The sequence below is a fragment of the Actinoalloteichus sp. AHMU CJ021 genome (assembly GCF_002895405.1).
GTDB lineage: Bacteria > Actinomycetota > Actinomycetes > Mycobacteriales > Pseudonocardiaceae > Actinoalloteichus_B > Actinoalloteichus_B caeruleus.
In genome coordinates this window covers 924,329-949,933 of sequence record NZ_CP025990.1, presented here as the reverse complement: position 1 = coordinate 949,933, position 25,605 = coordinate 924,329, and the positions used below count along the sequence as shown (strand labels likewise).

19 protein-coding genes are annotated in these 25,605 nt (G+C 73.7%); 14 read left to right on the top strand and 5 right to left on the bottom strand.

The window, feature by feature from the left end:
* The first annotated feature begins 207 nt into the window (after positions 1-207).
* The 5 genes from ruvC to C1701_RS03560 all read left to right on the top strand — a co-directional run bounded on the left by ruvC (position 208) and on the right by C1701_RS03560 (position 5,718).
* Positions 208-771 (top strand): crossover junction endodeoxyribonuclease RuvC, encoded by a 564-nt coding sequence (gene ruvC, locus C1701_RS03580; RefSeq protein ID WP_026418915.1) that lies wholly within the window; start codon positions 208-210, stop codon positions 769-771.
* A gap of 4 nt (positions 772-775) precedes the next feature.
* On the top strand, positions 776-1,378 hold the full coding sequence (ruvA, locus tag C1701_RS03575) for a Holliday junction branch migration protein RuvA (RefSeq protein ID WP_026418914.1): 603 nt from the start codon (positions 776-778) through the stop codon (positions 1,376-1,378).
* Between the two features lie 130 nt (positions 1,379-1,508).
* The gene (ruvB, locus tag C1701_RS03570) at positions 1,509-2,543 is read left to right on the top strand and encodes a Holliday junction branch migration DNA helicase RuvB (RefSeq protein WP_103056957.1); all 1,035 of its coding nucleotides are present in this window, start codon (positions 1,509-1,511) and stop codon (positions 2,541-2,543) included.
* 160 nt (positions 2,544-2,703) lie between these two features.
* A complete protein-coding gene (gene yajC, locus C1701_RS03565) occupies positions 2,704-3,123 on the top strand; it encodes a preprotein translocase subunit YajC (RefSeq protein ID WP_026418912.1) in 420 nt (139 codons plus the stop codon).
* A 285-nt stretch (positions 3,124-3,408) separates the two neighbouring features.
* Positions 3,409-5,718, top strand: coding sequence for a RelA/SpoT family protein (locus C1701_RS03560; RefSeq protein ID WP_026418911.1), 2,310 nt, complete (start codon positions 3,409-3,411; stop codon positions 5,716-5,718).
* 324 nt (positions 5,719-6,042) lie between these two features.
* Here C1701_RS03560 and C1701_RS03555 read toward each other — a convergent pair whose 3' ends face one another.
* Positions 6,043-6,888 carry a peptidylprolyl isomerase gene (locus C1701_RS03555; RefSeq protein ID WP_026418910.1) on the bottom strand — a complete coding sequence of 282 codons (846 nt, stop codon included), beginning with the start codon at positions 6,886-6,888 and terminating at the stop codon, positions 6,043-6,045.
* A gap of 628 nt (positions 6,889-7,516) precedes the next feature.
* Between C1701_RS03555 and C1701_RS03545 the strand changes: the two genes are divergently transcribed.
* Genes C1701_RS03545 through C1701_RS03535 form a run of 3 tightly spaced genes read left to right on the top strand, consistent with a single transcriptional unit; the run spans position 7,517 to position 10,108 of the window.
* The gene (locus C1701_RS03545; protein ID WP_026418909.1) at positions 7,517-8,191 is read left to right on the top strand and encodes an MBL fold metallo-hydrolase; all 675 of its coding nucleotides are present in this window, start codon (positions 7,517-7,519) and stop codon (positions 8,189-8,191) included.
* 10 nt (positions 8,192-8,201) lie between these two features.
* Positions 8,202-9,464, top strand: a complete 1,263-nt coding sequence (gene hisS, locus C1701_RS03540) for a histidine--tRNA ligase (protein WP_026418908.1) — start codon at positions 8,202-8,204, stop codon at positions 9,462-9,464.
* Positions 9,461-10,108 (top strand): hypothetical protein, encoded by a 648-nt coding sequence (locus C1701_RS03535; protein WP_026418907.1) that lies wholly within the window; start codon positions 9,461-9,463, stop codon positions 10,106-10,108. The genes hisS and C1701_RS03535 overlap by 4 nt, the downstream gene beginning before the upstream one ends.
* Here the strand turns inward: C1701_RS03535 and C1701_RS03530 are convergent.
* Together C1701_RS03530 and C1701_RS03525 are read right to left on the bottom strand one after the other, a co-directional pair.
* Positions 10,018-11,448, bottom strand: a complete 1,431-nt coding sequence (locus C1701_RS03530) for a YibE/F family protein (protein ID WP_337662123.1) — start codon at positions 11,446-11,448, stop codon at positions 10,018-10,020. The genes C1701_RS03535 and C1701_RS03530 overlap by 91 nt on opposite strands.
* An 873-nt stretch (positions 11,449-12,321) precedes the next feature.
* A complete protein-coding gene (locus C1701_RS03525; protein ID WP_337662122.1) occupies positions 12,322-13,842 on the bottom strand; it encodes an acyltransferase family protein in 1,521 nt (506 codons plus the stop codon).
* Positions 13,843-14,031: 189 nt separating this feature from the next.
* On the opposite strand from C1701_RS03525, the gene C1701_RS03520 reads away from it, so the two are divergent.
* Complete coding sequence (locus C1701_RS03520; protein WP_337662121.1) at positions 14,032-15,099, top strand: Rv2578c family radical SAM protein; 1,068 nt, start codon at positions 14,032-14,034, stop codon at positions 15,097-15,099.
* Positions 15,100-15,357: 258 nt separating this feature from the next.
* The gene (locus C1701_RS03515; RefSeq protein ID WP_337662120.1) at positions 15,358-16,509 is read left to right on the top strand and encodes a hypothetical protein; all 1,152 of its coding nucleotides are present in this window, start codon (positions 15,358-15,360) and stop codon (positions 16,507-16,509) included.
* 131 nt (positions 16,510-16,640) lie between these two features.
* Here C1701_RS03515 and C1701_RS03510 read toward each other — a convergent pair whose 3' ends face one another.
* Complete coding sequence (locus tag C1701_RS03510; RefSeq protein WP_026418904.1) at positions 16,641-17,135, bottom strand: hypothetical protein; 495 nt, start codon at positions 17,133-17,135, stop codon at positions 16,641-16,643.
* Between the two features lie 331 nt (positions 17,136-17,466).
* Here C1701_RS03510 and aspS point away from each other — a divergent pair, with 331 nt between their 5' ends.
* The 4 genes from aspS (at position 17,467) to C1701_RS03490 (ending at position 23,504) form a co-directional block, all read left to right on the top strand.
* Positions 17,467-19,245: an aspartate--tRNA ligase gene (gene aspS / locus C1701_RS03505; RefSeq protein WP_026418903.1), complete on the top strand. Its 1,779-nt coding sequence runs from the start codon at positions 17,467-17,469 to the stop codon at positions 19,243-19,245.
* A 173-nt stretch (positions 19,246-19,418) separates the two neighbouring features.
* Positions 19,419-20,573, top strand: a complete 1,155-nt coding sequence (locus tag C1701_RS03500) for a hypothetical protein (RefSeq protein WP_337662119.1) — start codon at positions 19,419-19,421, stop codon at positions 20,571-20,573.
* Between the two features lie 63 nt (positions 20,574-20,636).
* Entirely contained in the window at positions 20,637-22,025 is a 1,389-nt protein-coding gene (locus C1701_RS03495) for a replication-associated recombination protein A (RefSeq protein WP_103055538.1), read from the top strand.
* 630 nt (positions 22,026-22,655) lie between these two features.
* Entirely contained in the window at positions 22,656-23,504 is an 849-nt protein-coding gene (locus C1701_RS03490) for a sunset domain-containing protein (RefSeq protein WP_103055537.1), read from the top strand.
* Positions 23,505-23,616: 112 nt separating this feature from the next.
* Here the strand turns inward: C1701_RS03490 and C1701_RS03485 are convergent, their stop codons facing one another.
* Positions 23,617-25,449 carry an IucA/IucC family protein gene (locus tag C1701_RS03485; RefSeq protein ID WP_103056955.1) on the bottom strand — a complete coding sequence of 611 codons (1,833 nt, stop codon included), beginning with the start codon at positions 25,447-25,449 and terminating at the stop codon, positions 23,617-23,619.
* Between the last annotated feature and the right edge of the window lie 156 nt (positions 25,450-25,605).

Genomic DNA, 25,605 nt, shown 5'->3' with positions numbered 1-25,605 from the left:
GGGCGCCGGGGAACCGGGCCTCCGAGCCCCTCGCACGGCGGCGGCGGATCGGACCGCCGGTGGGAGGCGGGCGGGCGCGCCGCTCGCGGCGTGATCCACTCGAACCGGTAGCCTGATCGCTCGAACTGATGTTCGTCCGCCCCAGGCCGGGCGGTGGCCGGGTGGCCACCGGCACCGGAGGGCGGGCCGACCGGCGGGAGGCGAGGCGTGCGGGTGCTCGGCGTCGATCCCGGCCTGACCCGGTGCGGGATCGGTGTCGTCGACGGTGGCCACGGCCGGGCCGTGCGCTTCGTGGCCGTCGACGTGGTGCGCACGCCCGCCGACGCGGAACTCCCGGAGCGGCTGCTGGCCGTGTCCGACGCCGTCGAACGGTGGCTGGACGCGCACCGACCCGACACCGTCGCCGTCGAGCGGGTGTTCAGCCAGCACAACGTGCGCACGGTGATGGGCACCGCGCAGGCCAGCGGCGTCGTCGCCCTCGCGGCGGCCCGCCGTTCCCTCCCGGTCGTGTTCCACACCCCCAGCGAGGTCAAGGCCGCCGTGACCGGCTCCGGTCGGGCGGACAAGAAGCAGGTCGGGGCCATGGTCACCCGCATCCTGCGGCTCACCGAGGTGCCCAGGCCGGCCGACGCCGCCGACGCCCTGGCACTGGCGATCTGCCACCTGTGGCGGGGCCCGGTGTCCGCGCGGCTGGCCCAGGCCCAGGCCCAGGCGGCCCAGCTCGCCAAGGCCCACCGGGCCAGGCTGGCGGCGGCCAGGAGGAAGGAATGAGCCGGTGATCTCCTCGGTACGCGGAACGGTGCGCTCCGTCGGTCTCGACCACGCCGTCGTCGAGGTCTCCGGGATCGGGCTCGCCGTGCGCACCACCCCGACCACGCTGGCCGGGCTGCGACGTGGCGAACAGGTCGAGCTCGTGACCAGCCTCGTCATCCGGGAGGACTCCTGGACGCTGTACGGGTTCCCCACCGACGAGGTCAAGGAGCTCTTCGAACTGCTCCAGACCGTCTCCGGCGTCGGTCCCCGGCTCGCGCTGGCCATGCTGGCGGTGCTGGAACCGGACCAGCTGCGCACGGCGGTGTCCGAGGGCAACCTGACCACCCTCACCCAGGTGCCCGGCATCGGCCGCAAGGGGGCGGAGCGCCTCGTCGTGGAGCTGCGGGACAAGCTCGGCCCGGTGGCTCCCGCCGGCGGTGGGGACGGGGCGGCGGCGCCGGACGCCGGCCAGCGGCGCACCCACGTGGTCGAGGCCCTGGTCGGTCTCGGGTTCACGGCGAAGCAGGCGGAGCAGGCGGTGGAGAAGGTGCTGGCCACCGACGGTGGCGGGGACACCTCCGGGATCCTGCGGAAGTCCCTCGCGCTGCTGGGGCGCAAGCGGTGAGGCGTGGCCAGGTGGGACGACGTGAGGACGACGGGGCGGTGACGTGACGGACGACTGGGCGAATGACTGGGCGGACCTCGACGTCGGCTCCGGCGGAACGGGGGCCGGTCAGCGGGGCGGCGAGGACGCGCTGTCGACCAGCGCGGAACCCGGGGACCGGGATGTCGAGGCCACACTGCGGCCCCGGTCGCTGCCGGAGTTCGTCGGGCAGCCCCGGGTGCGCGAGCAGCTCGAACTCGTCCTGACCGGGGCCAGGAACCGGGGTGCCCCTCCCGACCACGTGTTGCTCTCCGGGCCGCCCGGACTCGGCAAGACCAGCATGGCGATGATCATCGGGGCGGAGCTGGGCGCCTCGGTGCGGATGACCTCGGGGCCCGCCCTGGAGCGGGCCGGGGATCTCGCCGCCATGCTCTCCAACCTGGCCGAGGGCGACGTGCTCTTCATCGACGAGATCCACCGGGTGGCCCGGCCGGCGGAGGAGATGCTGTACCTGGCGATGGAGGACTTCCGGGTTGACGTGGTCGTCGGCAAGGGGCCGGGCGCCACCAGCATCCCGCTGGAGATCGCGCCGTTCACCCTGGTCGGCGCCACCACCAGGTCGGGGGCGCTGACCGGTCCCCTGCGGGACCGCTTCGGGTTCACCGCCCACATGGAGTTCTACTCCCCGGCGGAGCTGGAGCGGATCATCACCCGTTCCGCCAGCATCCTCGGGGTCGACCTCCGACCCGACGGCGCCCGGGAGATCGCCGGGCGCTCGCGGGGCACGCCCCGGATCGCCAACCGGCTGCTCCGCCGGGTCCGCGACTACGCGGAGGTCCGTTCGGACGGCGCCGTCACCGTGGAGACCGCGCGGGCCGCCCTGCTGGTGTACGACGTCGACGAACTGGGACTGGACCGGCTGGACCGGGCCGTGCTCACCGCCCTGGTGCGGTCCTTCGGGGGAGGCCCGGTCGGGGTCTCGACGCTCGCCGTCGCCGTCGGGGAGGAGCCGGGGACGGTCGAGGAGGTCTGCGAGCCGTACCTGGTGCGGGCGGGAATGCTCGCCAGGACCCCCCGAGGGCGGGTCGCCACGGCCGCGGCCTGGGAACACCTGGGTCTGCGCCCACCGGAGGACGCGGCGGCCGCGCAGACCGCGGGGCGGACCGCCCCTGGCGGCGAGGGTTAGAGTGGTGACGCACGGCGATTCGGTGCACGCGCACGAACGGAGTGTGTGCTCCCGGTAAGGGGCGGAACGCGGAGGACCTCTCGGGGACTGGCACACTGGGAATCGCAAACCCGAACAATCGGACGTGTCAACCCGCGTGGGCGTCCCCGAACGGAGAATGATGGAATCCTTCATCCTTCCGCTTTTCCTGCTGCTCATCGTGCTGCCGCTGTTCCTGGCGAGCCGGAAGCAGAAGAAGGCCATGCAGGAGATGCAGCAGCTCCAGGGCTCGCTGGAGGTCGGCGACAAGGTCATGACCACCTCGGGGCTCTACGCCACCGTCGCGGACACCAGCGATGACGAGACGATCGGCCTGGAGGTGGCCCCCGGCGTGGTGACCACCTGGGTGCGCGCGGCCGTCCGTGAGCGCGTGCAGCCGCCGGCCGAGGCCTCGGAGGCCACCAGCGAGTCCACCGACGAGACCGTCGGGCTGCCCGAGACCAACGGCCTGGCCAGCGAGCTGGCCGACGACAAGGACGGTTCGGACGCCGAGAAGGCCACGACCTCCGTCGGCGCCAAGGACGGCAAGAAGGACGACTGACCCGGTTGCCCGGGCTCGTCGGGCCCGGGTTCTCCAGGAGACGCCCGTGGTTGGCCTTCCACCGACGGTGGGAGGCCGACAGGCGTTCGTCGGGTCGCGGCACGAGGGTGACGCCCGGGCGTCCCGCCGCCTGGTGAGGACCGTTCGTCGGCGAGTCCGACCTGGCGGAAGACCTCGGCCAGCCCCGGCGTTATTCTCAGTGTCCGGAGGTGCTTCGGGGCACAAGCGGGCGGACCGCCGGCAGGCGGGCCGAGCAGAACGTCGAGAAGAGCCTGGAGCGTGCCGTTGAGTCAGGACGTCGAGCGTGCGACCACGGCGGCCGTCCCCGCGACGGGAAACCGGCAGCCGTCGGCGACCCGACGTGTCCGGGCTCGGCTGGCCAGGAGGATCACCGCGCAACGGTCCTCCTCCGTCAAGCAGGTGCTGGAACCGCTGGCCACCGTCCACCGCGAGCTGCACCCCAAGGCCGACCTGGCGCTGTTGCAGCGCGCCTACGACGTCGCCGAGGAGAAGCACCGCTCCCAGCGCCGCAAGTCCGGCGACCCCTACATCACCCACCCGCTGGCCGTGTCCACGATCCTGGCCGAGCTGGGGATGGACACCACGACGCTGGTCGCCGCGCTCCTGCACGACACGGTGGAGGACACCGACTACTCCCTGGAGCGGTTGAGCGCGGACTTCGGTGACGAGGTGGCGCACCTCGTCGACGGCGTGACCAAGCTCGACAAGGTCAAGCTGGGAGCGGCCGCCGAGGCCGAGACGATCCGCAAGATGGTCATCGCGATGGCCCGCGACCCGAGGGTGCTGGTCATCAAGCTGGCCGACCGGTTGCACAACATGCGGACGATGCGCTTCCTGCCGCCGGAGAAGCAGGCCAGGAAGGCCAAGGAGACCCTGGAGGTCCTGGCCCCGCTGGCCCACCGGCTCGGCATGGCGACCGTGAAGTGGGAGCTGGAGGACCTCGCCTTCGCGATCCTCCAGCCCAAGAAGTACGACGAGATCGTCCGCCTGGTCGCCAACCGCGCCCCGTCCCGGGACACCTACCTGCGGGAGGTCATCCAGCAGGTGTCGGCCAACCTCGACCTGGCCCGCATCGGCGCCAAGGTCGAGGGCCGCCCCAAGCACTACTACTCGATCAACCAGAAGATGATCGTCCGGGGACGGGACTTCGACGACATCCACGACCTGGTCGGGGTGCGCATCCTGGTCGACGAGGTCCGCGACTGCTACGCGGCGATGGGCGTGGTGCACGCGCTGTGGCAGCCGATGCCCGGGCGCTTCAAGGACTACGTCGCCCAACCGCGCTTCGGCGTCTACCAGTCGCTGCACACCACGGTCATCGGTCCGGACGGGAAACCGCTGGAGGTGCAGATCCGGACCCACGAGATGCACCGGACGGCCGAGTACGGCATCGCCGCGCACTGGCGGTACAAGGAGACCAAGGGCACCCATCGGGGCAAGGCCGTCGAGGTCGACGAGATGGCCTGGATGCGGCAGCTCCTGGACTGGCAGCGGGAGGCGGCCGACCCCGGCGACTTCCTGGAGTCCCTGCGGTACGACCTGGCGGCCCGCGAGATCTTCGTCTTCACCCCCAAGGGGGACGTCGTCACCCTGCCGACCGGCTCGACCCCGGTCGACTTCGCCTACGCCGTGCACACCGAGGTGGGGCACCGCTGCATCGGTGCCCGGGTGAACGGGCGGCTGGTCGCGCTCGAGCGGACCCTGGAGAACGGTGAGGTCGTCGAGATCTTCACCTCGAAGGCGGAAGGCGCGGGACCCAGCCGCGACTGGTTGTCGTTCGTCTCCTCGCCCCGGGCCAAGGCGAAGATCAAGCAGTGGTTCGCCAAGGAACGCCGGGAGGAGGCGATCGAGACCGGCAAGGAGGCGATCGCCAAGGAACTCCGCCGGGTGGGCCTGCCGCTCCAACGGCTGGTCTCGGCCGACACGATCGGCGCCGTCGCGCGGGAGCTGCACTACACCGACATCAGCACGCTGTACGCGGCCGTCGGGGAGAACCAGTCCTCCGCCAAGCACGTCGTGCAACGGTTGATGGCCCTGGTGGGCGGCGAGGAGCACGCCGAGGAGGAGCTGGCCGAGCGGTCCACGCCCTCCACCGTGCCGCACCGGCGGCGGGTCACCGGGGACGCCGGCGTGACGGTCAAGGGGATGCGCGACATCTGGGTGAAGCTGGCCCGGTGCTGCACCCCGGTCCCGGGCGACGAGATCCTCGGGTTCGTCACCAGGGGCGGCGGGGTCAGCGTGCACCGCACCGACTGCACCAACGCCGACGACCTGCGCGCGGCCCCCGAACGGCTCGTCGACGTGGAGTGGGCGCCCTCGGCGTCCTCGGTCTTCCTCGTCGCCATCCAGGTGGAGGCCCTGGACCGGCACCGGCTGCTCTCCGACGTCACCAAGATCCTGGCCGACGAGCGGGTGAACATCCTCTCCGCGTCCGTCACCACCTCCCGCGACCGGGTGGCGGTCAGCCGCTTCTCCTTCGAGATGGGCGACCCGAAGCACCTCGGTCACGTGCTCAAGGCGGTGCGCAACATCGAGGGTGTCTACGACGTCTACCGGGTGACCTCGGTGGGCTGAGCGGGAGCCCCGCGCGCTTCCCCGGTGCTGGGCACCCCGCCGCCGGTGGAGCGCGGCACCCCAACGCGGCCCGGCTCGCGCGGCGGATGCCGGCGGGCCTGTCGCCCGGCCCCGGCCGTGACCCGCGCTGGAGGCGGGGCGCTGGTGGTGGCCCTCCCCTTCCGGTACGACCGGCGGGCTGTCGCTCCGTCCCCCGCCTGGTGGGTAGGGCGGGCTCGTCCGGCGCGTCGGCCGGCACCACCGCGCGAGCGACCCCCGGGCACGACGAGGCCCGGCCGCCGTGCGGCGGCCGGGCCTCGGGGGACGTCGGTTCGTCCGGGTGGCTCAGCTCGCGATGGTGACGGTCTCGATGGTCACCTCGGTGTTGGGTGCGCCACCGCCCGCCTGCGCCTCCATGGAGCCGTCGTGACCGGCGGCCGCGATCTCGTCGACGACCTCGAGCCCGCCCTCGTCGATGGAGCCGAACACCGTGTACTGCGGGCCCAGGGCGTTGGAGTCGCCGTAGACCATGAAGAACTGGCTGCCGCCGCTGTTCGGGGCGCCGGAGTTGGCCATCGCCAGCGTGCCGCGCGGGTAGGTCTGCTCCGGGTCGATCTCGTCCGGGACGTTGTACCCGGGGCCGCCCATGCCGGTGCCGCTCGGGTCGCCGCACTGGAGGACCTCGAGGGCGTCGGTGCTGTCCACCAGCCGGTGGCAGGGGGAGGCGTCGAAGTAGCCGCTCTCCGCGAGGTGCAGGAAGCTCTGCACCGTGCACGGCGCCTGCTCACGGTCGAGGGTCAGCGGGATCTCGCCCTCGTTCGTGCCGAGGGTCACCGAGACGGTGCCCTCCGAGGGCGTCGGGTCCGGGTCCTCCGGCATCCCGACCTCGGGCAGGCCGTCGACGGGCGGCTGCTCGGCCTCGATGTAGGCGCAGGGGCCCTCCGTGGTCACCGCCTCGGGCATCTCGGGTTCGCCGCTGGTGGCGGGGTCGGTGGCGTCCGAGGCGGTCTGCTCGTCGTCACCGCCGCCCATCGTGGCCAGGAAGTAGACCAGACCGACGACCAGCACGGTCCCCAGCACGGTGGCGCTGACGCCGATCGTGCGGCGGCGCTTGGCCCGTTGTGCCCGGCGTTCCAGCTGGCGCTCCAGCTTGCGTTTGGCTGCCTGGCGGCGTTGCTCGTTGCTCGGCACCTCGCTCCCTCCCAGGGATCGACACGGCGGTGGCAGCCGGTGAGTCTATGTCGAGAAGCCGTACGAGCGTAGTGAGAGGTTCGTGCCTGGTGCGGACGGGGCAGTCGACTCCGACCCGTGGCGGCGCGGGCAGGGCGGTGGGGAGCGCGCCGGGCCGGGGGCGGACGACCTCCGGCCGGCGGGGGCGGGAGGTCGGGGGACGGGCCGGGAGGGACCGCACCGTTGCGCCGACCGCCGACGGCCCCGAGCCGGTCGCGACCGTGGCGCCCGGCTCCGGTGGGCCGCCGCCATGCCCCCTCCTCGACGTCGTGGCGGGCCACCACCCGGACCGGGTTCGTGCCGTGCCTCCGCCGGTGACACCGCACGCCTCCGCCGGTGACACCGCACGCCTCCGCCGGTGACACCGCACGCCTCCGCCGGTGACACCGCACGCGCGTCCCCGGCGCGTCGGCACCCACCCGGGTCGTCGGGTCGAGGCCGGAGCGGGAGCCGGGACGAGATGCCAACCGAGGTGGCCACACCGGTTGGCTAGGCTGTGGCGGGTCGCTCCGCGCTGCCCGGCGCTCACACGGTGTGCCGGACCGTCACGCGACGCGACCACGGACACCACCCCGCTGGAGGTTCTCGCGTGCTCGTCGTCGGCTTCCCGGCCGGTCCGCTCCAGGCCAACTGCTACCTGCTGGCACCGGCGGAGGGCGAGGGCTGCGTCATCGTCGACCCCGGCCAGGAGGTCGGGGAGCCGCTGGCCGAACGGCTCCGCACCCACCGGCTGACCCCGCTGGCGGTGCTGCTCACCCACGGGCACTTCGACCACTCCTACTCCGCCGCCTCGATCTGCGAGGAGTACGGGGTTCCGGTGTGGGTCCACCCCGACGACCGGCCGATGCTGGCCGACCCGCTGCGGGGACTCGGACCGGACGTCGCCGCGCTGCTGGGTGGGCGACTGGAGATGAGCGAGCCGGCGGAGGTCCGGGACCTCGCGGACGGCGCCACCCTCGAGTTCGGTGGCCTGTCGATCGGGGTGGACCACACGCCAGGCCATACCGGCGGGTCGGTGTGCTTCCACACCGGCCCGCCGGGAGGCGACGGTCCGGACCGTCTGATGTTGTCGGGGGACACCCTCTTCGCCGGTTCGATCGGGCGGACGGACCTCCCCGGCGGCGACCACGAGCGGATGCTGACGACCCTGCGGACCAGGGTGTTGACGCTGCCAGACGAGACGACCGTGCTGCCCGGCCACGGACCGACCACGACCATCGGCCGCGAGCGTGCCGTCAACCCCTTCCTGCGCAGAGGACTGTGATCCGCACACCATGACCGCCTTCACCGCACCCCGAGGCATCCCGGACTACCTGCCGCCGGAGTCCGCCGCGCTGCTGACCGTCCGCGACACCCTCGCCGAAGCCGCGCGACGCGCCGGCTACGGCTACGTCGAGCTGCCCGTCTTCGAGGACACCGCCCTCTTCGCGCGGGGCGTCGGCGAGTCGACCGACGTGGTCAGCAAGGAGATGTACACCTTCACCGACCGGGGCGGCCGGTCGGTGACCCTGCGCCCCGAGGGCACGGCCGGGGTGATGCGCGCCGTCATCGAGCACGGCCTGGACCGGGGACAGCTGCCCGTGAAGCTGTACTACACGGGGCAGTTCTTCCGTTACGAGCGCCCGCAGGCCGGCCGGTACCGGCAGCTGCTCCAGGTCGGCGTCGAGGCGATCGGCGTGGACGACCCCGCGCTGGACGCGGAGGTCATCGCGGTCGCCGACGCGGGCTACCGGGCGCTCGGCCTGACGGGGTACCGGCTGGAACTGACCAGCCTGGGTGACTCGACCTGCCGCCCCGAGTACCGGGAGCGGCTCCAGGAGTTCCTGCGGGCCCTTCCGTTGGACGAGGAGACCCGCCGGCGCGCCGAGATCAACCCCCTGCGGGTGCTCGACGACAAGCGACCGGAGGTGCGGGAGCTGCTGGCCGACGCCCCCCTGATGGTGGACCACCTCTCGCCGGAGTGCCGTGAGCACTACGAGGAGGTCAAGGAACACCTGACCGGGCTGGGGGTGAAGTTCACCGAGAACCCGCGCCTGGTCCGGGGCCTCGACTACTACACCAAGACCGCCTTCGAGTTCGTCCACGACGGACTGGGCGCGCAGTCCGGTATCGGCGGCGGTGGCCGCTACGACGGCCTGATGGCCCAGTTGGGTGGTCAGGAGCTGTCCGGCATCGGTTTCGGGTTGGGGGTCGACCGGACCCTGCTCGCGGCGCGCGCCGAGGGGCTGGCCGTTGGGGACGAGGCCCGCTGCGAGGTCTACTGCGTCCCCCTGGGGCAGGCGGCGAAGCGGCAGCTGGTGCGGATCGCGGCGGCGCTGCGCGGCGCCGGGGTCCGGGTCGACCTCGCCTACGGGGGCAAGGGGCTCAAGGGGGCCATGAAGGCCGCCGGGCGTTCGGGGGCCCGGTTGGCCGTCGTCGCGGGGGACCGGGACCTGGAGCAGGACGAGGTGCAGCTCAAGGACCTCCGGGACGGGTCCCAGCGCGCCGTCGGGCGTGCCGAGCTGCTCACCACCGTGAAGGAGGCGTTGGCCGGGTGAGTGAGCGGGCAGCCGAGACCGACCGCATCCCGCTCGACCTGCTCCCGCCGGAGTTCCTCCGCAAACGGGCGAAGTCGGTCGGGATCGGCGCTGTGCTCGTCGGGGCCGCCCTGGGCGGCCTGTTCGGCCTGGTCGGGGGGCGCACCGCCGGTCTGGTGGCGGCGGCGGTCGTCGCCGTTCCGCTGTTGCTCCTCGCCTGGGCGGAGTCGCGCCGTCGGTGTTGGCTCTCGGGCTCGGAGCTCTCCGTGCGCGCCCTGGGCACGCGGACCGTCGACCTGGCCGAGCTGACCGACATCACGGTGCTGGTCGCCGACCAGCGGGGTGTGCGGACCATCGGCGTCCTGGTCCAGGGCGGACCACGGCGGCGGCTGGTCAACGTGGCCGTGGCCCTCTACGCGGGTTCCGGCGGCCGGGAACTGGGCGTGTACGAGCTGCGGCGTCTCGCGGACGCCCTCGCGGCCACGGGGGACACCCGGGCGCTGGTCCTGTCCCAGTTGTTGATCGCCCAGCTCCGGGCCGACGCGCGTGGGGAGGCCGCCGCCGACCGGCCCCTCTACCAGCTGGCGTCGTTGGTGCCGGCTGGTCGGGTGCCCCGGCGGATCGGCTCCGACGCGGTCGCCCGCTTCGTCGCCGCCCTGGACTGATCCCGGCGGTCCCGCCGCGGCGGTCGCTCCGCCGGGGAGGAGGACGGGGGGCGGTGGTCCGGTTCCGCGCGCCGGCGCCGACCGCCGGCCTCGGAAGGCGCCCGTTCCCCCGTCCGTTCCCGGGTGTCCGACGTGCCGCCGGCGGGACCGTCCCCGTTCCGGTCCTCCTGCTCGGTGCCGCCGCCGTCCTCGGGGCCGGGGTCGGACCGGGGGGTGCGGTCGCCGGGGTTCGGCGGGTCCTCCCGGGAGGCGACGACGGCCGCGATCGCCGTGGTGATCGGGACCGCGGCGACCAGGCCGATGCTGCCCACGAGGGTTCGGACGATCTCCTGCGCCACCACCTGGGCGCCGACGAGCGTGCCGAAGTCGATCCCGGAGAGCGAGTAGGCGAGGAGCATCGGCAGCGCGGCACCCGCGTAGGCCAGGGCGAGCGTGTTCACCGCCGCCGAGATGTGGTCCCGACCGATGCGCAGCCCGGCCGCGTACAGCTGCCGCCACCCCAGGGCGGGGTTCGCGGCGCGGAGCTCCCAGACCGCGCTGGTCTGGGTGACGGTGACGTCGTCGAGCACGCCGAGCGCGCCGATCAGTGCACCGGCGAGGAGGAGACCGCGCGGGTCGATGCTGCCGCCGACGATGGTGATGAGGTTGGTGGTCTCGTCGTCCAGGCCGGTGAGCCGGGTCGTCGAGGCGAAGAACACCCCGAGCAGGGCGATCAGGCCGAGGCTGAGCAACGTGCCCAGCACCGCCGTCGAGGTCCGGGCGGAGAAGCCGTGCGCGAGGTACAGGACGATGAACATGATCACGCCGGAGCCGACGACACCGACCAGGACGGCGTCCTGCCCGGCGAGGATCGCGGGGAGCACGAAGAAGACGAGCACGAGGAAGCTGAGCGCCAGTCCGAGGAGGGAGGTCAGCCCCTTCCACCTGGCGAGCAGCACGACGGACAGCGCGAACAGCGCCGCGAGCCAGGCCAACGCCGGCCCGCGCTGGTAGTCCACGACCTGGTAGGACATCGGGTTGTCCGGCTCGCTGCCCGCGTAGGAGAGCACCACCTGGTCCCCGACCGCGAAGCGCGGGGTGCCGGGTTCGACGGGCAGGACCTGCGTGATGACCCGCCCCGCTCCCTCACCGCTGGTGAGGGTCACGTCCAGCCGCACGCAGTCCTGGTCGCCACCTCCTGGCGGCGGCGCGGGAGGTGGGGGGCTCGCGCCGGGTTCGGCCAGGCTCGTCTGGCACGAGGACGCCGCCGTGGCGGTGATGTCGCCGTTCACCGGTTCGGCGCCGAAGCCCAGTTCGGAGGGGTTGGGCGACTCGTACCCGGAGGGGTAGAGCCACACCATGCCGCCCAGGGCGGCCAGCAGGCACGGGGTGAGGAGCCAGGCCAGCAGCAGCCGGACCCGGCGCGAGGCAGGGGTGCTCGGCCCGTGCCCGTGCCCGTGTCCGTGCCCGTGCCCGGCTGGGGGCGGGCCCTGCGGCGGTGGGCCGGATCCGCCCCCGCCACCACCGGGGGCCGGGTTCCCCTCCGCCGGCCGCCTCCCTCGGACGCGGCCAGCCCCTCCACCGGGGGTCGCCGGCCGTCCTCCTGGGCGGGCTCGGCCGGCGCGGTCCCGCTCGGCCCCGGCGCCCCGCCGCTCACGTCGTGGCGCCGTACCCGGTTCGGAGCCGTCGTCCGGCCGGGGCCGGGCCCGTCGGGTGCCGCCCGGCGCTGAGGTCGGCGCCTCGGCACGCCCCGCGCCGGTGGAGGACCGGGACCCCGGCCTCGGGTCGGGCGGTGGGGCGGACGGCGGCTCCCCGGTCTCACCGGTCTCGCCGGGCACCGACGTGCCGGGGAGGTCGCCTCGCCCGTGGCCCGCACCCGCTGGTCGACGACTGCTCCTGGGCCGGCCGTCCCGGTGGGGGGAACCGGCGACAGGTGGTAGCTCGTCGGTGCGTTCGGTGGCGCTCTCCGGGGGGTGCTCCCGGCCGGGGGCGGGGGTTCCCGCCGAGCGGAACCAGTCCTGGTCGCCGTTGCCGTTCATCCAGACTCGCCGACGGCCGCCGCTTCGCGCGGCGGGAGCGCCGGGTCCTCCCCTCCGTGCTGGTCGGGCCGGTGGCGGCGCGTCCCCTGGGCACGCGTGGGCGGTCCGAGGACCGCCGGGGTGCGTCGGCCGCGACGCGGGACCGATCAGCGCCGCCGGCTCATCCTAGGTCCGGACCGGGCAGCGTGCCCGCCGTCACCGGCGCTGGTCCCAGCGGGCGCTGTGGACCGGCTGGACGGCGGGTGCGGCGTTGGTCCGGGCTCGCAGCCCGGCGCCGCCTCCCGCCGACGGCAGCTCGGGGCCGATGAGGTCCACCGGGGCGGGGAGAACAGGGGAGAGGGGAACGGGGGAGGGGCGGGTCCCCGGCCGAGGGGGCCGGCGCAGCTCAGCGCGCCGAAAGGCCAGCACCAGCACGGCGAGGACCAGGCCGGCCGCGCCGAACCAGAGCGCACGGGTCAGCCACCACTGGGTGCTCCAGCTGTCGGGCAGGTGCAGGTCCAGCGCGAACAGCGCAGCGCCGATGACGAAGAACATCGCGGTGAGGTGCCACAGGTACAGCGTCATGCTGTGCCGCCCGATCCAGCCGACCAGGGCGGCCACCGTGGGGCGGGCGGCCAGCCGTTCCAGGCGTCGCCGCCACAGCAGCGCGAGCGACAGGTGCAGCCCGGTCAGGGCGAGCAGGCAGACCGTCGGCGGGTTCATGTTCGACAGCGGGGCGCCCGGCATACCGACCATGCTGGCCGGGTAGGGCCCAACCGCCACCAGCAGCGCGAGCAGGGCCAGGCTCCCGAGGGCGCCGACCAGGAGCGTGCCGCGGGGGATCGTGGTCAGCGGACCGGCCGCGTAGGCGTAGCCGAGCAGGTACGGGACCGCCCAGACCAACACGATGTTGATCAGGCCGAGCACCGGCAGGTCCAGGGTGAAGCGCGCGAGGTCGACCAGCGCCGCGCCGGCGGCCACCGCGAGGGTCAGCCGGTGGCCGAACCGCGCGAAGGCGCGGAACAGCAGCGGCGACAGCAGCAGCAGGATCAGGTAGACGCCCAGGTACCACAGGAGCTGCGGTGCGAGCGTCGCCGCCGAGTGCGCGGCCGACGTCGGGACCCCGATGAGGGGCAACACGACGGCGGCGGCGATCCAGAACGCGGCGAACACCGCGACGGGCGGGAGCAGACGTCGGATCCGAGCCCGGACGAAGGACAGGGTCGGGCGCGGGCGGCGGCTGAGCTGGAGGTGGGTGGCGCAGCCGGAGGCGAAGAACATCAGCGGGATGACCTGGAACGCCCAGGTGGCCAGCCAGCCCCACCCGTGGACGAGGGCGTTGCCGATCTCCAGCTGATGCCCGTTCCAGGCCACCTCCGGGATGACCCAGTGCATCACGATCACGCAGATCGTTCCCCAGGCGCGCAGCAGGTCCACCAGGCGGTCCCGGCCCGGCCTGGCCGTCGATGGTCGGAGGGCGGTGATGCCCGCGGCGGGTGGCGCGGCTCCCGGGGCGGTGGCTCCCGCGTCCGCCCTGACGTCCTGGGCGGGCAGGTGAGGCCGGGGACGTGCCCGTGTCGGAGCGCTCATCGGCGGTTCCCGCCGTCGCCCGGCGGTGCGGCCCCGGTCCTCGGGTAACGGCGGTGGTTCGGCCGGGTCGGATGTCGTCCCGCCGACGGCCGGGCGGGCACGGTGGTCCTTCAGCGTTCCCGGCGAGTGGAGACGCGAATCGGTCATGTCGGTGCTCCCGGTGGTCGGTGAGGGGCGCACGAGGAGGACGAGTCCCCTCGGCCGGCGGTGCGCGACCGCCCGGGTCCGGTGCCCTCGCTTGACTGACTGGTGAACTGGTGGAGTGTCACCTGTAAGTGAGATCTTACATGCGTCGCAACCGGGTGCTCGTTGTCCGTCGCTCGAATGTGTGTTCGAATGCTCGCCGTGCGATGGGACGGACAGCGGGCGGACGGAGCGGCCCGGAGCGAGGCGGTGCTCCCCGGCATGGAACAGCCGCTACGGCTCCACGGGTTCCTCCGCGAGACCACGACGCCGGAGTTCGCCGGCATCACCTTCTACGAGGTGATGGCCAGGAGCGTCCTCAACCGGGTACCGGGCGGGTCGATGCCCTTCGGCTGGACGGTCAACCCCTACCGGGGGTGCACCCACGCCTGCGTCTACTGCTTCGCCCGGCGGACCCACACCTACCTCGACCTGGACGCCGGCCACGACTTCGACACCCGGGTCATCGTCAAGGTCAACGCCGGCGAGGTGCTCCGCAGGGAACTGGCCAGACCGGGCTGGACGGGGGAGCACGTGGCGATGGGCACCAACACGGACCCCTACCAGCGGGCGGAGGGCCGCTACCGGTTGATGCGCGACATCCTGGGAGCCTTGGCCGACGCGGCCAACCCCTTCTCCGTCCTCACCAAGGGCACGCTGCTCCTGCGGGACCTGGACCTCCTCGAGCGCGCCGCCCGCCGCACCTCCGTCTCGGTGTCGATGTCGGTGGGTCACCTCGACGAGCGGCTGTGGCGTTCGGTGGAGCCGGGCACCCCCTCCCCCCGAGCGCGGCTGGACGCCGTGCGCCGGCTGACCGACGCCGGGGTGGGGTGCGGTGTGCTGATGGCCCCGATCCTCCCCGGCCTGGGGGATTCGGCGGAGCGGATCGACAGCGCCGTGGCCGCGATCGCCGCCGCTGGCGCGACGAGCGTGACGCCGGTGGTGCTCCACCTCCGCCCCGGGGCGCGGGAGTGGTACCTGGGGTGGCTGGCCCGGGAGCACCCTGGCCTGGTCGAGCGGTACGAACGGCTGTACCGGGATGGTGCGTACGCGCCGAAGGCCTACCAGCGCGTCGTCGCCGAACGGGTCCGGCTGGCCGCCCGTGCGCACGGCCTGCTCCGCGAACGGCCCGGGGAGCACCGGGGCGCCGGAGCGACGTCGTCGGCGACCCCGCCCAGCCGTCCGAGCCGGGAGCACGCCACCCAGCTCACGCTCCTCTGACCCCCGTTCCGGGGGCACCACCCGGACCCCCGGCGCCGTGCCGGCCGCCGACGGGGACGAGGCGGCGGCCGCCGAACCCAGCTCCGGGCTCCGCCGACGGGAGCCTCGGTTCGGGCGCGGGGGTGGCCGCTCGCCCGTCACCCGCCCGGAGTGTTCCCCGGACAGGTTCGGCATCCCACCGGAGCGGCGGCTCGCCGGAACCGGTCCGAACTTGCTTCACTTCCCGCGCGTCCGTGACCCAGCCGGAGGGACACCCCCATGCGCAGCTCCGCCGCTCCGAGTCGTCGCCCGCGCCCGGACCCCACCTCCGTGGCCGACACCGCCCGGCCCCGTGCCCGTCGCGGCGCGCCCGCACCGGGAAGGCGGCCCCTCCGCACCGCGCGGCGGGTCGCGGTCGGCGCGCTCGCGCTGCTCCTCGCGCTCGTCGCGCCGACGGCCCCCGGCGGGCGTCCGGCCGCCGCCACTCCCGCCGGGACGAACGGCACAGCCCTTCCCGAGCAGCGGAACGGGGGCGACCGCCTCTACGTGGGCTCGGCGAACCCCGACGCCGTGCTGGTGGTCGACCCGGCCGCCGGGGACGTCGTGCGGACGGTCCCGGTCGACGCCCCGCCCAGCGACCTGGCGGCCTCGCCGGACGGTGGCCGGGTCTACGCCCTGACGCGCGCCGGCGCCCAGGCCGTCGTGACCGTGATCGACACCGCCGACGGTGGGGTGGTGGCCACCTTCCCCGCCCGCGACCGCGATGCCTTCTACCTCGACGTCACCTCCGACGGGTCAATGCTGGTCGTCAAGGCCGTCGCCGGGGACACCCTGACCGTGCTCGACGCGGCGACGGGCGAGCTCCACGGCACGGTCGACCTCGGCGTCCGCACCCTGCGGCCGGTCAGCACGGACGACGGGCGGACCCTGTTGCCCGCCGCCGCCGCGCCCGAGGTCCTAGTCGTCGACGCGGCGGAGCTGTCGGTGGGCACCGCCCGGCTGCCCTCGCCGGCGGCGCTGCTCCGCCCGACCGGTGGGCGGCTCCTCCTCGTCGACCAGGGTGACCAGCGGCTCCTCCGCGACCTCGACGCGGGCACCTTCGAGGTGCTCTGGGAGGCGCGGACCGAGGTCGCGCACGGCGACGCCGCGGTCTCGGCGGGACCCGACGACCCGGTCTACGCGGTGCGCGTCGACGAGGACGCCGTCTCCGCCATCGACCGGGAGACCGGCGCGGCCTCCGCCGTCCCGGTCGGAGCGGGACCCACCGCGTTGGCCGTCTCGGGGGACGGGCGACGGGTCTTCGCGCTCAACGCGCGGGAGAGCAGCATCTCCGTGATCGACGCGGCGGCGGGTGAGGTCAGCGCCACCCTCGACCTGCCGGGCGAGCACGCGCCGGTGATGACCCACCTGGTGCGCGCCGGATCTGGGTGAACCCCTCCCGCCCGGGACCGCGTGCCGCCGTCGCCTGGCGCATGGGTGCGAGATCGTGCCAGGAGGACGCCCGCACGACCCAGAAGCCGGCCGGGAACCGTGCTCGCGCCCCGGGCGCTCGCCCCTCCCGGTCACCCCACCTCGGCGGGCGACAGCGCGTCGCGCTCCAGGTTCAGCCACCCGCTCGGGGCGAACCGCAGCGTCGAGGGGAGCGGAACGGCGACGGTCTCGGCCACCTCGAAGGTCCAGGCCAACAGGTGGAAGTTCCTCGGTGAGCGGAACTTGTCCCGCGTGTACTGGTCCTTGTACCAGCCGTCGACGCTGAGGGTGCGGTCCTGGTCGCGGAAGAAGGTGCCCAACTGGTCGAACCCGTCGTCGAGCGAGGTGACGACGAAACGCGGGGAGACGCTGCCGACCCGGACCAGCCGGCGTAAGGCCCGGCGCCGGGAGGGGCCGCCGTCGCACACGTAGTACTCGAAGCCGGGGGTCATCACCGACAGCGGCGACCGGCTCAGCACCTGCCCCGCCGGCCACAGGTGCCAGCCGCTGTCCTCGGTGAAGGGCTGCGGCGGTTGCCACCAGCCGTGTCTGCGGATCCAGATCTTCGACCTGTTGTCATCGGTCACGTCGGACTCCTCCAAGGGGTCGGTAACGCCTGTTCATCGGAGCAAGCTGTGACGGTGTTGCAACTAGTCGTAACGGACGACGCCGCCGCGGCGCGATCGGGCGATCGGCCCCTCACTCGGGGGGCGGAACGCTTCGGCCGGATCAGGCGGGGCCGGGGGTCCGCGGTCCGTCGCCGGCGCGGGGGCCGGGCGATTCGCGGTCGCCGGGCCGTGGGCCGGGAAACCTGCTCGACGGCGGTGGTCGGGGATTGGCTAGCCTCTTGAGGTCACCCTGGCGTACCTGGCTGGCGACCCAGCCTACGCACATCTCAGGACAAGGAGACCCGAACTCGTGTTGCGCACGCATGAGGCCGGCGCCCTGCGCGCCGAGCATGTAGGCCAGACCATCACCCTCACCGGGTGGGTGGCGCGCCGTCGCGATCACGGGGGAGTGATCTTCATCGACCTTCGCGACGCCTCCGGCGTCGCCCAGGTGGTCTTCCGCGAGGGCGAGATGGCCGAGCGGGCCCACCGGCTGCGCTCCGAGTTCTGCCTGCGGGTCACCGGCGAGGTCGTCGTCCGCCCGGAGGGCAACGAGAACCCCGAGATCCCCACCGGCGAGATCGAGGTCACGGTCACCGAGCTGGACGTGTTGTCCGAGTCGGCCGCGCTGCCCTTCCCGCTCGACGAGCACGTGGAGGCGGGGGAGGAGGTCCGGCTGCGGTACCGGTACCTGGACCTGCGGCGTTCCGGTCCCGCCCGCGCGCTGCGGCTGCGCAGCGAGGCCAACCGCGTCGCCCGCTCCGTGCTGGACGAGCGGCGGTTCGTCGAGGTCGAGACCCCGACCCTCACCCGGTCCACTCCCGAGGGCGCCAGGGACTTCCTCGTCCCGGCCCGCCTCCAGCCCGGCTCCTGGTACGCGTTGCCGCAGTCCCCGCAGCTGTTCAAGCAGCTGCTCATGGTGGGCGGGGTGGAGCGCTACTACCAGATCGCGCGCTGCTACCGGGACGAGGACTTCCGGGCCGACCGGCAGCCGGAGTTCACCCAGCTCGACATCGAGATGAGCTTCGTCGAGCAGGAGGACGTGATCGAGCTCGGCGAGCGCATCGTCTCCGCGCTGTGGGCCGAGCTGGCGGACCACGAGATCACCACGCCCATCCCGAGGATCACCTACCACGAGGCCATGTCGCGGTACGGGACGGACAAGCCGGACCTGCGGTTCGGTCTCGAACTGACCGAGATGACCGAGTACTTCTCGGAGACGACCTTCCGGGTCTTCCAGGCGCCCTACGTGGGCGCCGTGGTCATGCCGGGTGGCGCGGACCAACCGCGCCGCCAGCTCGACGCCTGGCAGGACTGGGCGAGGCAGCGCGGCGCCAAGGGGCTGGCCTACGTGCTCGTCGCCGAGGACGGCACCCTGGGTGGCCCGGTCGCCAAGAACCTCTCCGACGGGGAGCGGGAGGGACTGGCCAAGGCGGTCGGCGCCGCTCCCGGCGACTGCGTCTTCTTCGCGGCCGGCCGGCCCTCCGACGCCCGGGCGCTGCTGGGGGCGGCCAGGCTGGAGATCGCGCGCCGCACGGGAATGGTCGACGAGGACGCGTGGTCCTTCGTCTGGGTCACCGACGCGCCCATGTTCGAGTCCGTCGACGAGACCGACGACGTCGCCGTCGGCTCCGGCCGGTGGACGGCGGTGCACCACGCCTTCACCTCGCCGACCCCCGAGTGGATCGACCGGTTCGACCAGGACCCGGAGCACGCCCTCGCCTACGCCTACGACCTCGTCTGCAACGGCAACGAGATCGGCGGTGGCTCGATCCGGATCCACCAGCGCGACGTGCAGGAGCGCGTCTTCGAGGTCATGGGGATCGGTTCCGAGGACGCGCGGGAGAAGTTCGGGTTCCTGCTGGACGCCTTCAAGTTCGGCCCCCCGCCGCACGGCGGCATCGCCTTCGGGTGGGACCGCATCGTCATGCTGCTGGCTGGCGCGGACTCGCTGCGCGACGTCATCGCGTTCCCGAAGTCGGGAGGCGGTTTCGACCCGTTGACGCAGGCTCCGGCGCCCATCACCCTCCAGCAGCGCCGGGAGGCCGGTGTTGACGCGAAGCCGGTCAGGAAGACCGCGGAGGCATGAGGAACGCGGGGTGTCCGGGTGCGACACGCCCGGACACCCCGAATTCACCTTGATGTACTACGCAGAGTGGCCAAATGAGGACCCGAACAGCGGTAGGGTCGGAAGAGATGAGTCTGGAGATTGCGGTCGGTCGGCCAACGGCGGTCGACGGCACAACCGAAGAAACCACTGGGATGACTCCAACGGTTGCCGCCGCTGAGTCCGCGCTGTCCCGTCGCTTCGGAGCCCCGGTGCGGCTGGGCGACCCGGAGGACCTGGGCGGCAGCGGCCGCGCTGTGGTGATCAGGGTCAGGGTGGTCGAGAACCCGTTCTCGCTGCCCCGATCGCTGGTGATCAAGCACTACCAGGGCCCCGCGCCCGAGGCGGCCGCCGACCCCTTCGCCCACGAGGCGGCCAGCTGCCAGTTGCTCACCGCCCTGCCCTCCGAGACCTGGGTGGGTCCGGAACTCGTCGGTCAGGACGCCAGCGAGCGGCTGGTCATCCTGGAGGACCTCGGGCGCGCCCCGACCCTGACCGACCGGCTGGAGGGCTCGGACACCCGGGCCGCCGAGACGGCCCTGCTCGCCTGGGCGAGGGGGCTCGGTCGCCTCCACGCCAGCACGGCCGGGCGGGAAGCGGACTTCGACACCCTGGTCCGCCGGCTCGGCGGGCTCGAACCGGCGCGGCCGGCCGCCGTCGAGGACTCCGAACGGATGCTGGCCGAGCTGCCGACCCTGCTGGCCGAGACGGTCGGCGTCGACACCCCGGACGCGGTGCTGGCGGAGTTGGGTGAGGAGGTCCGCCTCTTCGCGCGCGGCCGCTACCGCGCGTTCAGCCCTTCGGAGATCTGCCCGGACAACAGCGTCGTCACCAGCTCCGGGGTCCGCTTCCTCGACTTCGAGGGCGGCTGCATGCGCGACATCGCGCTGGACGCGGTCAACCTCAGCGTGCCCTTCGCCTCCTGCTGGTGCGGCTCGGCGATACCCGCTCGCATGTCCCAGGCGATGCTCGCGGCGTGGCGGTCCGAGGTCAGCGCCGTGTGGCCCGAGCTCGACGACGACGCCGTGCTGATGCCGTGGCTGCTCAGGGCGCAGCTGCTGTGGGCCTGGCTGACCACCTGGAAGCTGTTGGGCATCGCCAACGAGCGGAGCGCCGACGTCCCCGCCGCCAACGACCACGGCGACCCGATCCTGCGGTACCTCACCCTGCTCACGCAGTGGGAGCGCCTCGCCGGGGACGAGCGGCTCAGCCCCACCATGCGGGAGCACGCCGATCAGGTCGCGGAGGGCATCCGGGCGCACTTCGGCCTCAAGACCCAGCAGTTGCCCACCTACCCGGCCTTCCGCTGACCACGGCGTCCCCCCGGCGGTCGCCGGACCGACCCGACCGGGTCGCCGGGTAGCGTCGTCGCCGTGGCAGACGGACTCTTCGACGAGGGCCTGTTCGAGGCGCAGGTCCAGCAGGACGCCAACGAGGCGGTCGCGGCGAACGCGCCCCTCCCGGTGCGGATGCGACCCCGCACGCTGGACGAGGTGGTGGGCCAGGACCACCTCCTGCACCCGGGGGCGCCGCTGCGGCGGTTGGTCGAGGGCGGGGCTCCCGCCTCGGTGATGCTGTACGGGCCGCCCGGCACCGGCAAGACCACCCTCGCCTCCCTGGTGTCGCTCGCCACCGGTCGCCGGTTCGTCGCGCTCTCCGCGCTCTCCGCCGGGGTGAAGGAGGTGCGCGCGGTCATCGAGGAGGCGCGGCGTCGCCTCGGCCGGCGGTCCGAGCGGACGGTGCTGTTCATCGACGAGGTCCACCGCTTCTCCCGCACCCAGCAGGACGCCCTGTTGGGTGCGGTGGAGGACCGGATCATCCTGCTCGTGGCCGCGACCACCGAGAACCCGTTCTTCTCCGTGGTCGCCCCGCTGCTCTCCCGGTCGCTGGTCCTCCAGCTGCGGCCGCTCGAGGACGAGGCGGTCCGCGAACTCGTCCGGCGGGCGTTGGCCGAGGAACGGGGCTTGGGGGGACGGCTGGAGCTCGCCACCGACGCCGAGGACCACCTGGTCCGCCTCGCCGGCGGCGACGCCAGGAGGGCGCTCACCGCCCTGGAGGCGGCCGCCGAGGCCAGTGACTCCGTCGGGGAGGCCACGATCACCCTCGACACCGTGGAGGACACGGTGAACCGGGCCGCCGTGCGCTACGACCGGCAGGGCGACCAGCACTACGACGTGACCAGCGCCTTCATCAAGTCCATCCGGGGGTCGGACGTCGACGCCGCGCTGCACTACCTGGCCAGGATGGTCGCCGCAGGGGAGGACCCGCGCTTCATCGCGCGCCGGCTGGTCGTGCACGCCAGTGAGGACATCGGCCTCGCCGATCCGACGGCCCTCACCGCCGCCGTGTCCGCCGCCCAGGCCGTGCAGCTCATCGGGATGCCCGAGGCACGGCTCGCGCTGGCCCAGGCGACGATCCACCTGGCGACCGCCCCGAAGTCGAACGCGGTGATCACGGCGATCGACGCGGCGGTGGCCGACGTGAACCGGGGGGCGGTGGGCGCCGTGCCGCCGCACCTGCGCGACGGGCACTACGCGGGCGCCGCTCGGCTCGGGCACGCCGAGCGGTACCGGTACCCCCATGACGTGCCCGAGGGCGTGCTGACCCAGCAGTACCCGCCCGACCAGCTCGTCGGCCGCGACTACTACCAGCCGGCGGCCCGGGGAGCGGAACGGGCCCTCGCCGACCGGGTCCCCCGGCTGCGACGGGTGGTGCGCGGCGACGAGTCGAGCGGGGACGGAGCCGGCCGGGACGGTCAGTGAACCGGTGCGTGTCGTCGCGGGCGCGGCCCCGGGGGTGCGGGGCTCCGGAGGTGGCCGGCGAGTGCGGCCGGCCGCGCGGTGTGTCGCGGGCCGTCGCTGGTCCGCATGGCCGGCGACCCGGGCGTGTCCGTTGTTGATCACCGCGTGTGACACGATCCGGAGAATGTCGAGTGCTGCCACCGGACTTGTCGCTTGTTCGTGAGAAGTACGGGATGCGGCGGGGAGAATTCTGACCGGGAGTGCGGAACTCCTTGCTCGAATTGGTGAAATTCGGCGGAGGACTCACACCTTGTGGTCTTGGCGCTGGCATGGGCGCTGCCAGTCAAGTATGAAGTACCTGCTGGCGATCAAGCCGTGCGTCGGCCCGACCAGTGCGGGTAGTCCCCGAGCGGACGGGACAACCCGAGGTCGCGGTGGTCAGCGGCGACACGGTGACCACCGGACCGGGCGGGCTGACGGTGGCCCGGCGCACGACAGCCGCCAACGGTGGTTCGTGGCCACCAGTGGAAACCAGAGGACACGCCACAGCCGAGAAGCCCGCGGTGGTCCGGCCGGGAATCGGCACGGTCGGGAATCGCGCGGACCTTTCCGGTGATCGGGTGTGATCGTGCTCAAGGGAGGGAAACGCGTATGGGCTGGCTGTTCAGCCAGATATTCCTGTGGTGCCTGGTTTCTTTCGCGCTCGGGGTGGTCGCGGTCACGCTGCTCGTGCTCCGCCCGATGCGGAGGCGGGCGAGCGGGGCGGCGGCGGCCGGCGACGCCGAGAACACCTCGGCGACGGACCAGGCGCCTCTCGACCACCTGCTCTCCGAGGGCGAGCGGGACGCCGCCCCCGTGGCGGGCTCCGACCGGCCGGCCGCCGACGGGCTGGAGGAGCCGGAGGACGGGTCGGAGGACGTGTCGGAGCGGGAGAAGCGGGACGCGGAGGCGCTGCGGGACGTACCCGTCTCCGTGATCGTCGTCGCCGACCAGGAGGAGACGTCGGCCGACCGGGCCGAGGAGGAGCCCGTGGGGTCCGCGAACGGTGCCCCGGGCACATCCGACCGGCGGGCCGGAGCCGTCGCCGTGGCCGGTGCGGACGACGGAGCCGGCGCACCGGAGGCCGCCAGCGGCGCGACGTCGGTGCCCAGCGCCCGGACCGACCCCGACCTGAACGGCCGGGCCGCGACCAACGGGAGCCGGGCGCACGCGCCCGTGGAGGAGGACGGCCCGGCCGGCACCGAACTGGCGACCCCGGAACGCGAGGACACGCCCTCGACGGGCCCGTACCCGAACTCGGTGCTCGCGGAGGCCGATGCCACCGGCCACCCGGAGGGCTACCCGGTGAAGGCCAAGAAGCGGTCCATGACCTACCACACCGAGGACTCGCCCTACTACCGCCGCACCAAGGCGGACATCTGGTTCCGGTCGGCCGACGACGCCGAGCGGGCCGGCTTCGCCGCCTGGCGCGCCAGGCGGCGGGTGACCACCTCGGCCTGAGCGCCGCGAGGACGCCCACCGGGTCGACAGTCGCCGCCCGGTGGGCGTCGGCGTGCCCGGGGAGCGCTGGGCCCAGCGGCCCCACCGGCCGGCCCGGGCGCGCCCCCACGAGTCACCAGCCGTCGGGGGGTGGGAGCGGCGGCACGTCGCGCAGCGGACTGGGAACGGTCCCCCTCGGGCGGATGGCGTGCCGGTAGGGGAGTTCGGCGTACCCGGTCTGGACGAGGCGGTCGCCGTTGAGCGGGTACCGGGGGAACTCCGGCACCGTCAGGGACCCGGCCTCGATCCGGTCGGCGAGTTCCGGGAACCGCCGCCGGTAGGCGTCGATCTCGCCGCGCACCCGCCCCCACAGCCGGGGGCGCGCCAGGCCGTGCCGCTCCTCCAACAGGACCGCCAGGGGGCGGAGGACGCCGACCAGCAGCGCGTCCACCAGGTACTGGCGCAGCACGGGCCACGGCTTCCTGGGGAGCACCCTGTCGTGGGAATCGGGTTCGGGGCCGCGCTCGGGGACCGCGTCGAGGGACACGTTCACGTCGTCGATGAGGTCCTTGAGCACCGCCCCGGTCGGGAGCCCCCGCGCGTCGGTGGTGATCAGCACGTTCTCCCCGTGGGGGTTCACGGTGATCCCGTAGCGGTAGAGCAGGTGGAGCAGCGGGCGCAGCAGCACGCGCAGCAACGCGGCCACCCAGGCGTCCACGTCGTGGTCACCGGCCTCCAGGTAGGCACCCACCAGGTCGCCGCCGTGCGGGTCGACGTGCAGGACCGCGGCGAGGGGCCAGCAGCCCTGGTCGGGGCCGAGCAGCGGGTCCACGGGTTCCCGCCACACGCAGCCCAGCGTCTCCAACCAGGTGTAGGGGACCTCGCCGGCCGCGCTCAGCCGTGGGTGCCGCACCGTCACCGACGCCACCTCGCCCAGGAGGGTGGCCCCCCAGCCGGCGAACCGCTCGTCGGCGGCCCAGAGGCCCCGCAGCCACCGCGTCACCGCGGGCGCGGCGACGGTGCAGTGCGGCGGGATGCCCCGCCAGACGGCGGTGTTCAGGATGCGCAGCGGCAGCTTCACCTGGAGCCGGTCCGGCCTGTCCACGTTGGACATGGTCCGGATCGACTGGGTGGGCAGGTACCGGTCGGGGGCCGTGCCCAGTTCGACGATCCGCCCGGTGGCCAGCTCCGGAGCCCACAGGGTGCGCACCACGTGGTCGAGCTGCCAGGGGTGGACCGGGAACCACACGTGGGTGCCGGGGACGAGGCCGGCGTCGCGGAGTACGGAGGCGAACCGTTCGCGGGTGTCCTGGTCGAGTTCGCTGGCCACCACGCCGTCCTCGGAGAGGTCGGGGGTGCCGCGGAACTCGGCGAGCCCCCGCTGGACGGCCAGCCACGGCAGCCGCAGCGGGGTCCTGGCCTCCGGTGCGTAGGCGGCCAGGTCCGAGGCCGCGAATCCGACCCGGCCCTTGTTCGCCACCAGCCAGGGGTGTCCGGTGAGGTGGCCCTCCACTTCGGCGTGGCCGAGGGTGGCGAGTGTCCTCGCGGGCAGCGCCGTCGTCGCCAGCTCCACGTCGGCGGTGAGCGTCGCGGTCAGCTCCGAGAGGTAGTTCGCCAGGGTGGCCGGCGGCATCCCGATCACGGGGGCCGCGTCGAGCAGGAACTGCTGGACGTCCTCCGCCGGTTGGGTGAGCCGGTCACCGAGCAGGCCGGTGGCCCGGCGGCGGATGCTCCCGGGGCAGACCGACCACCCGCCGAAGTCGGTGCGGTCGGCGGAGAAGAGGTAGGTGGCGGTGGGCAGCTCCAGGAGGTGGTCGCCGTCCTCCTGGCGGGCGGGGCGAAGGAGGTCCTCGAAGGACAGTTCCCCGATGAGCTTGGCCAGCAGGGCCCGGGAAGCCCTGGACCAGGCCGCCGCGCGGAGGGCGGTGCGGGTCGGTGGGGACGGGTGCCGGTCGTCCCGGGGCACGGGAGGGCCGTCCCTCCGTGTGGCGTCCTCCGGGGCGGCGCTCGACGTGCCCTCGGCGCCCCCGGGGGGCGACGGCGCGTCGCGGTCCGGTGTCCGCGTTCCCCGGACGCCCGGGGTGGAGCGCCCGCCGGAACCCGAACCGGGTTCGGCCGGGTC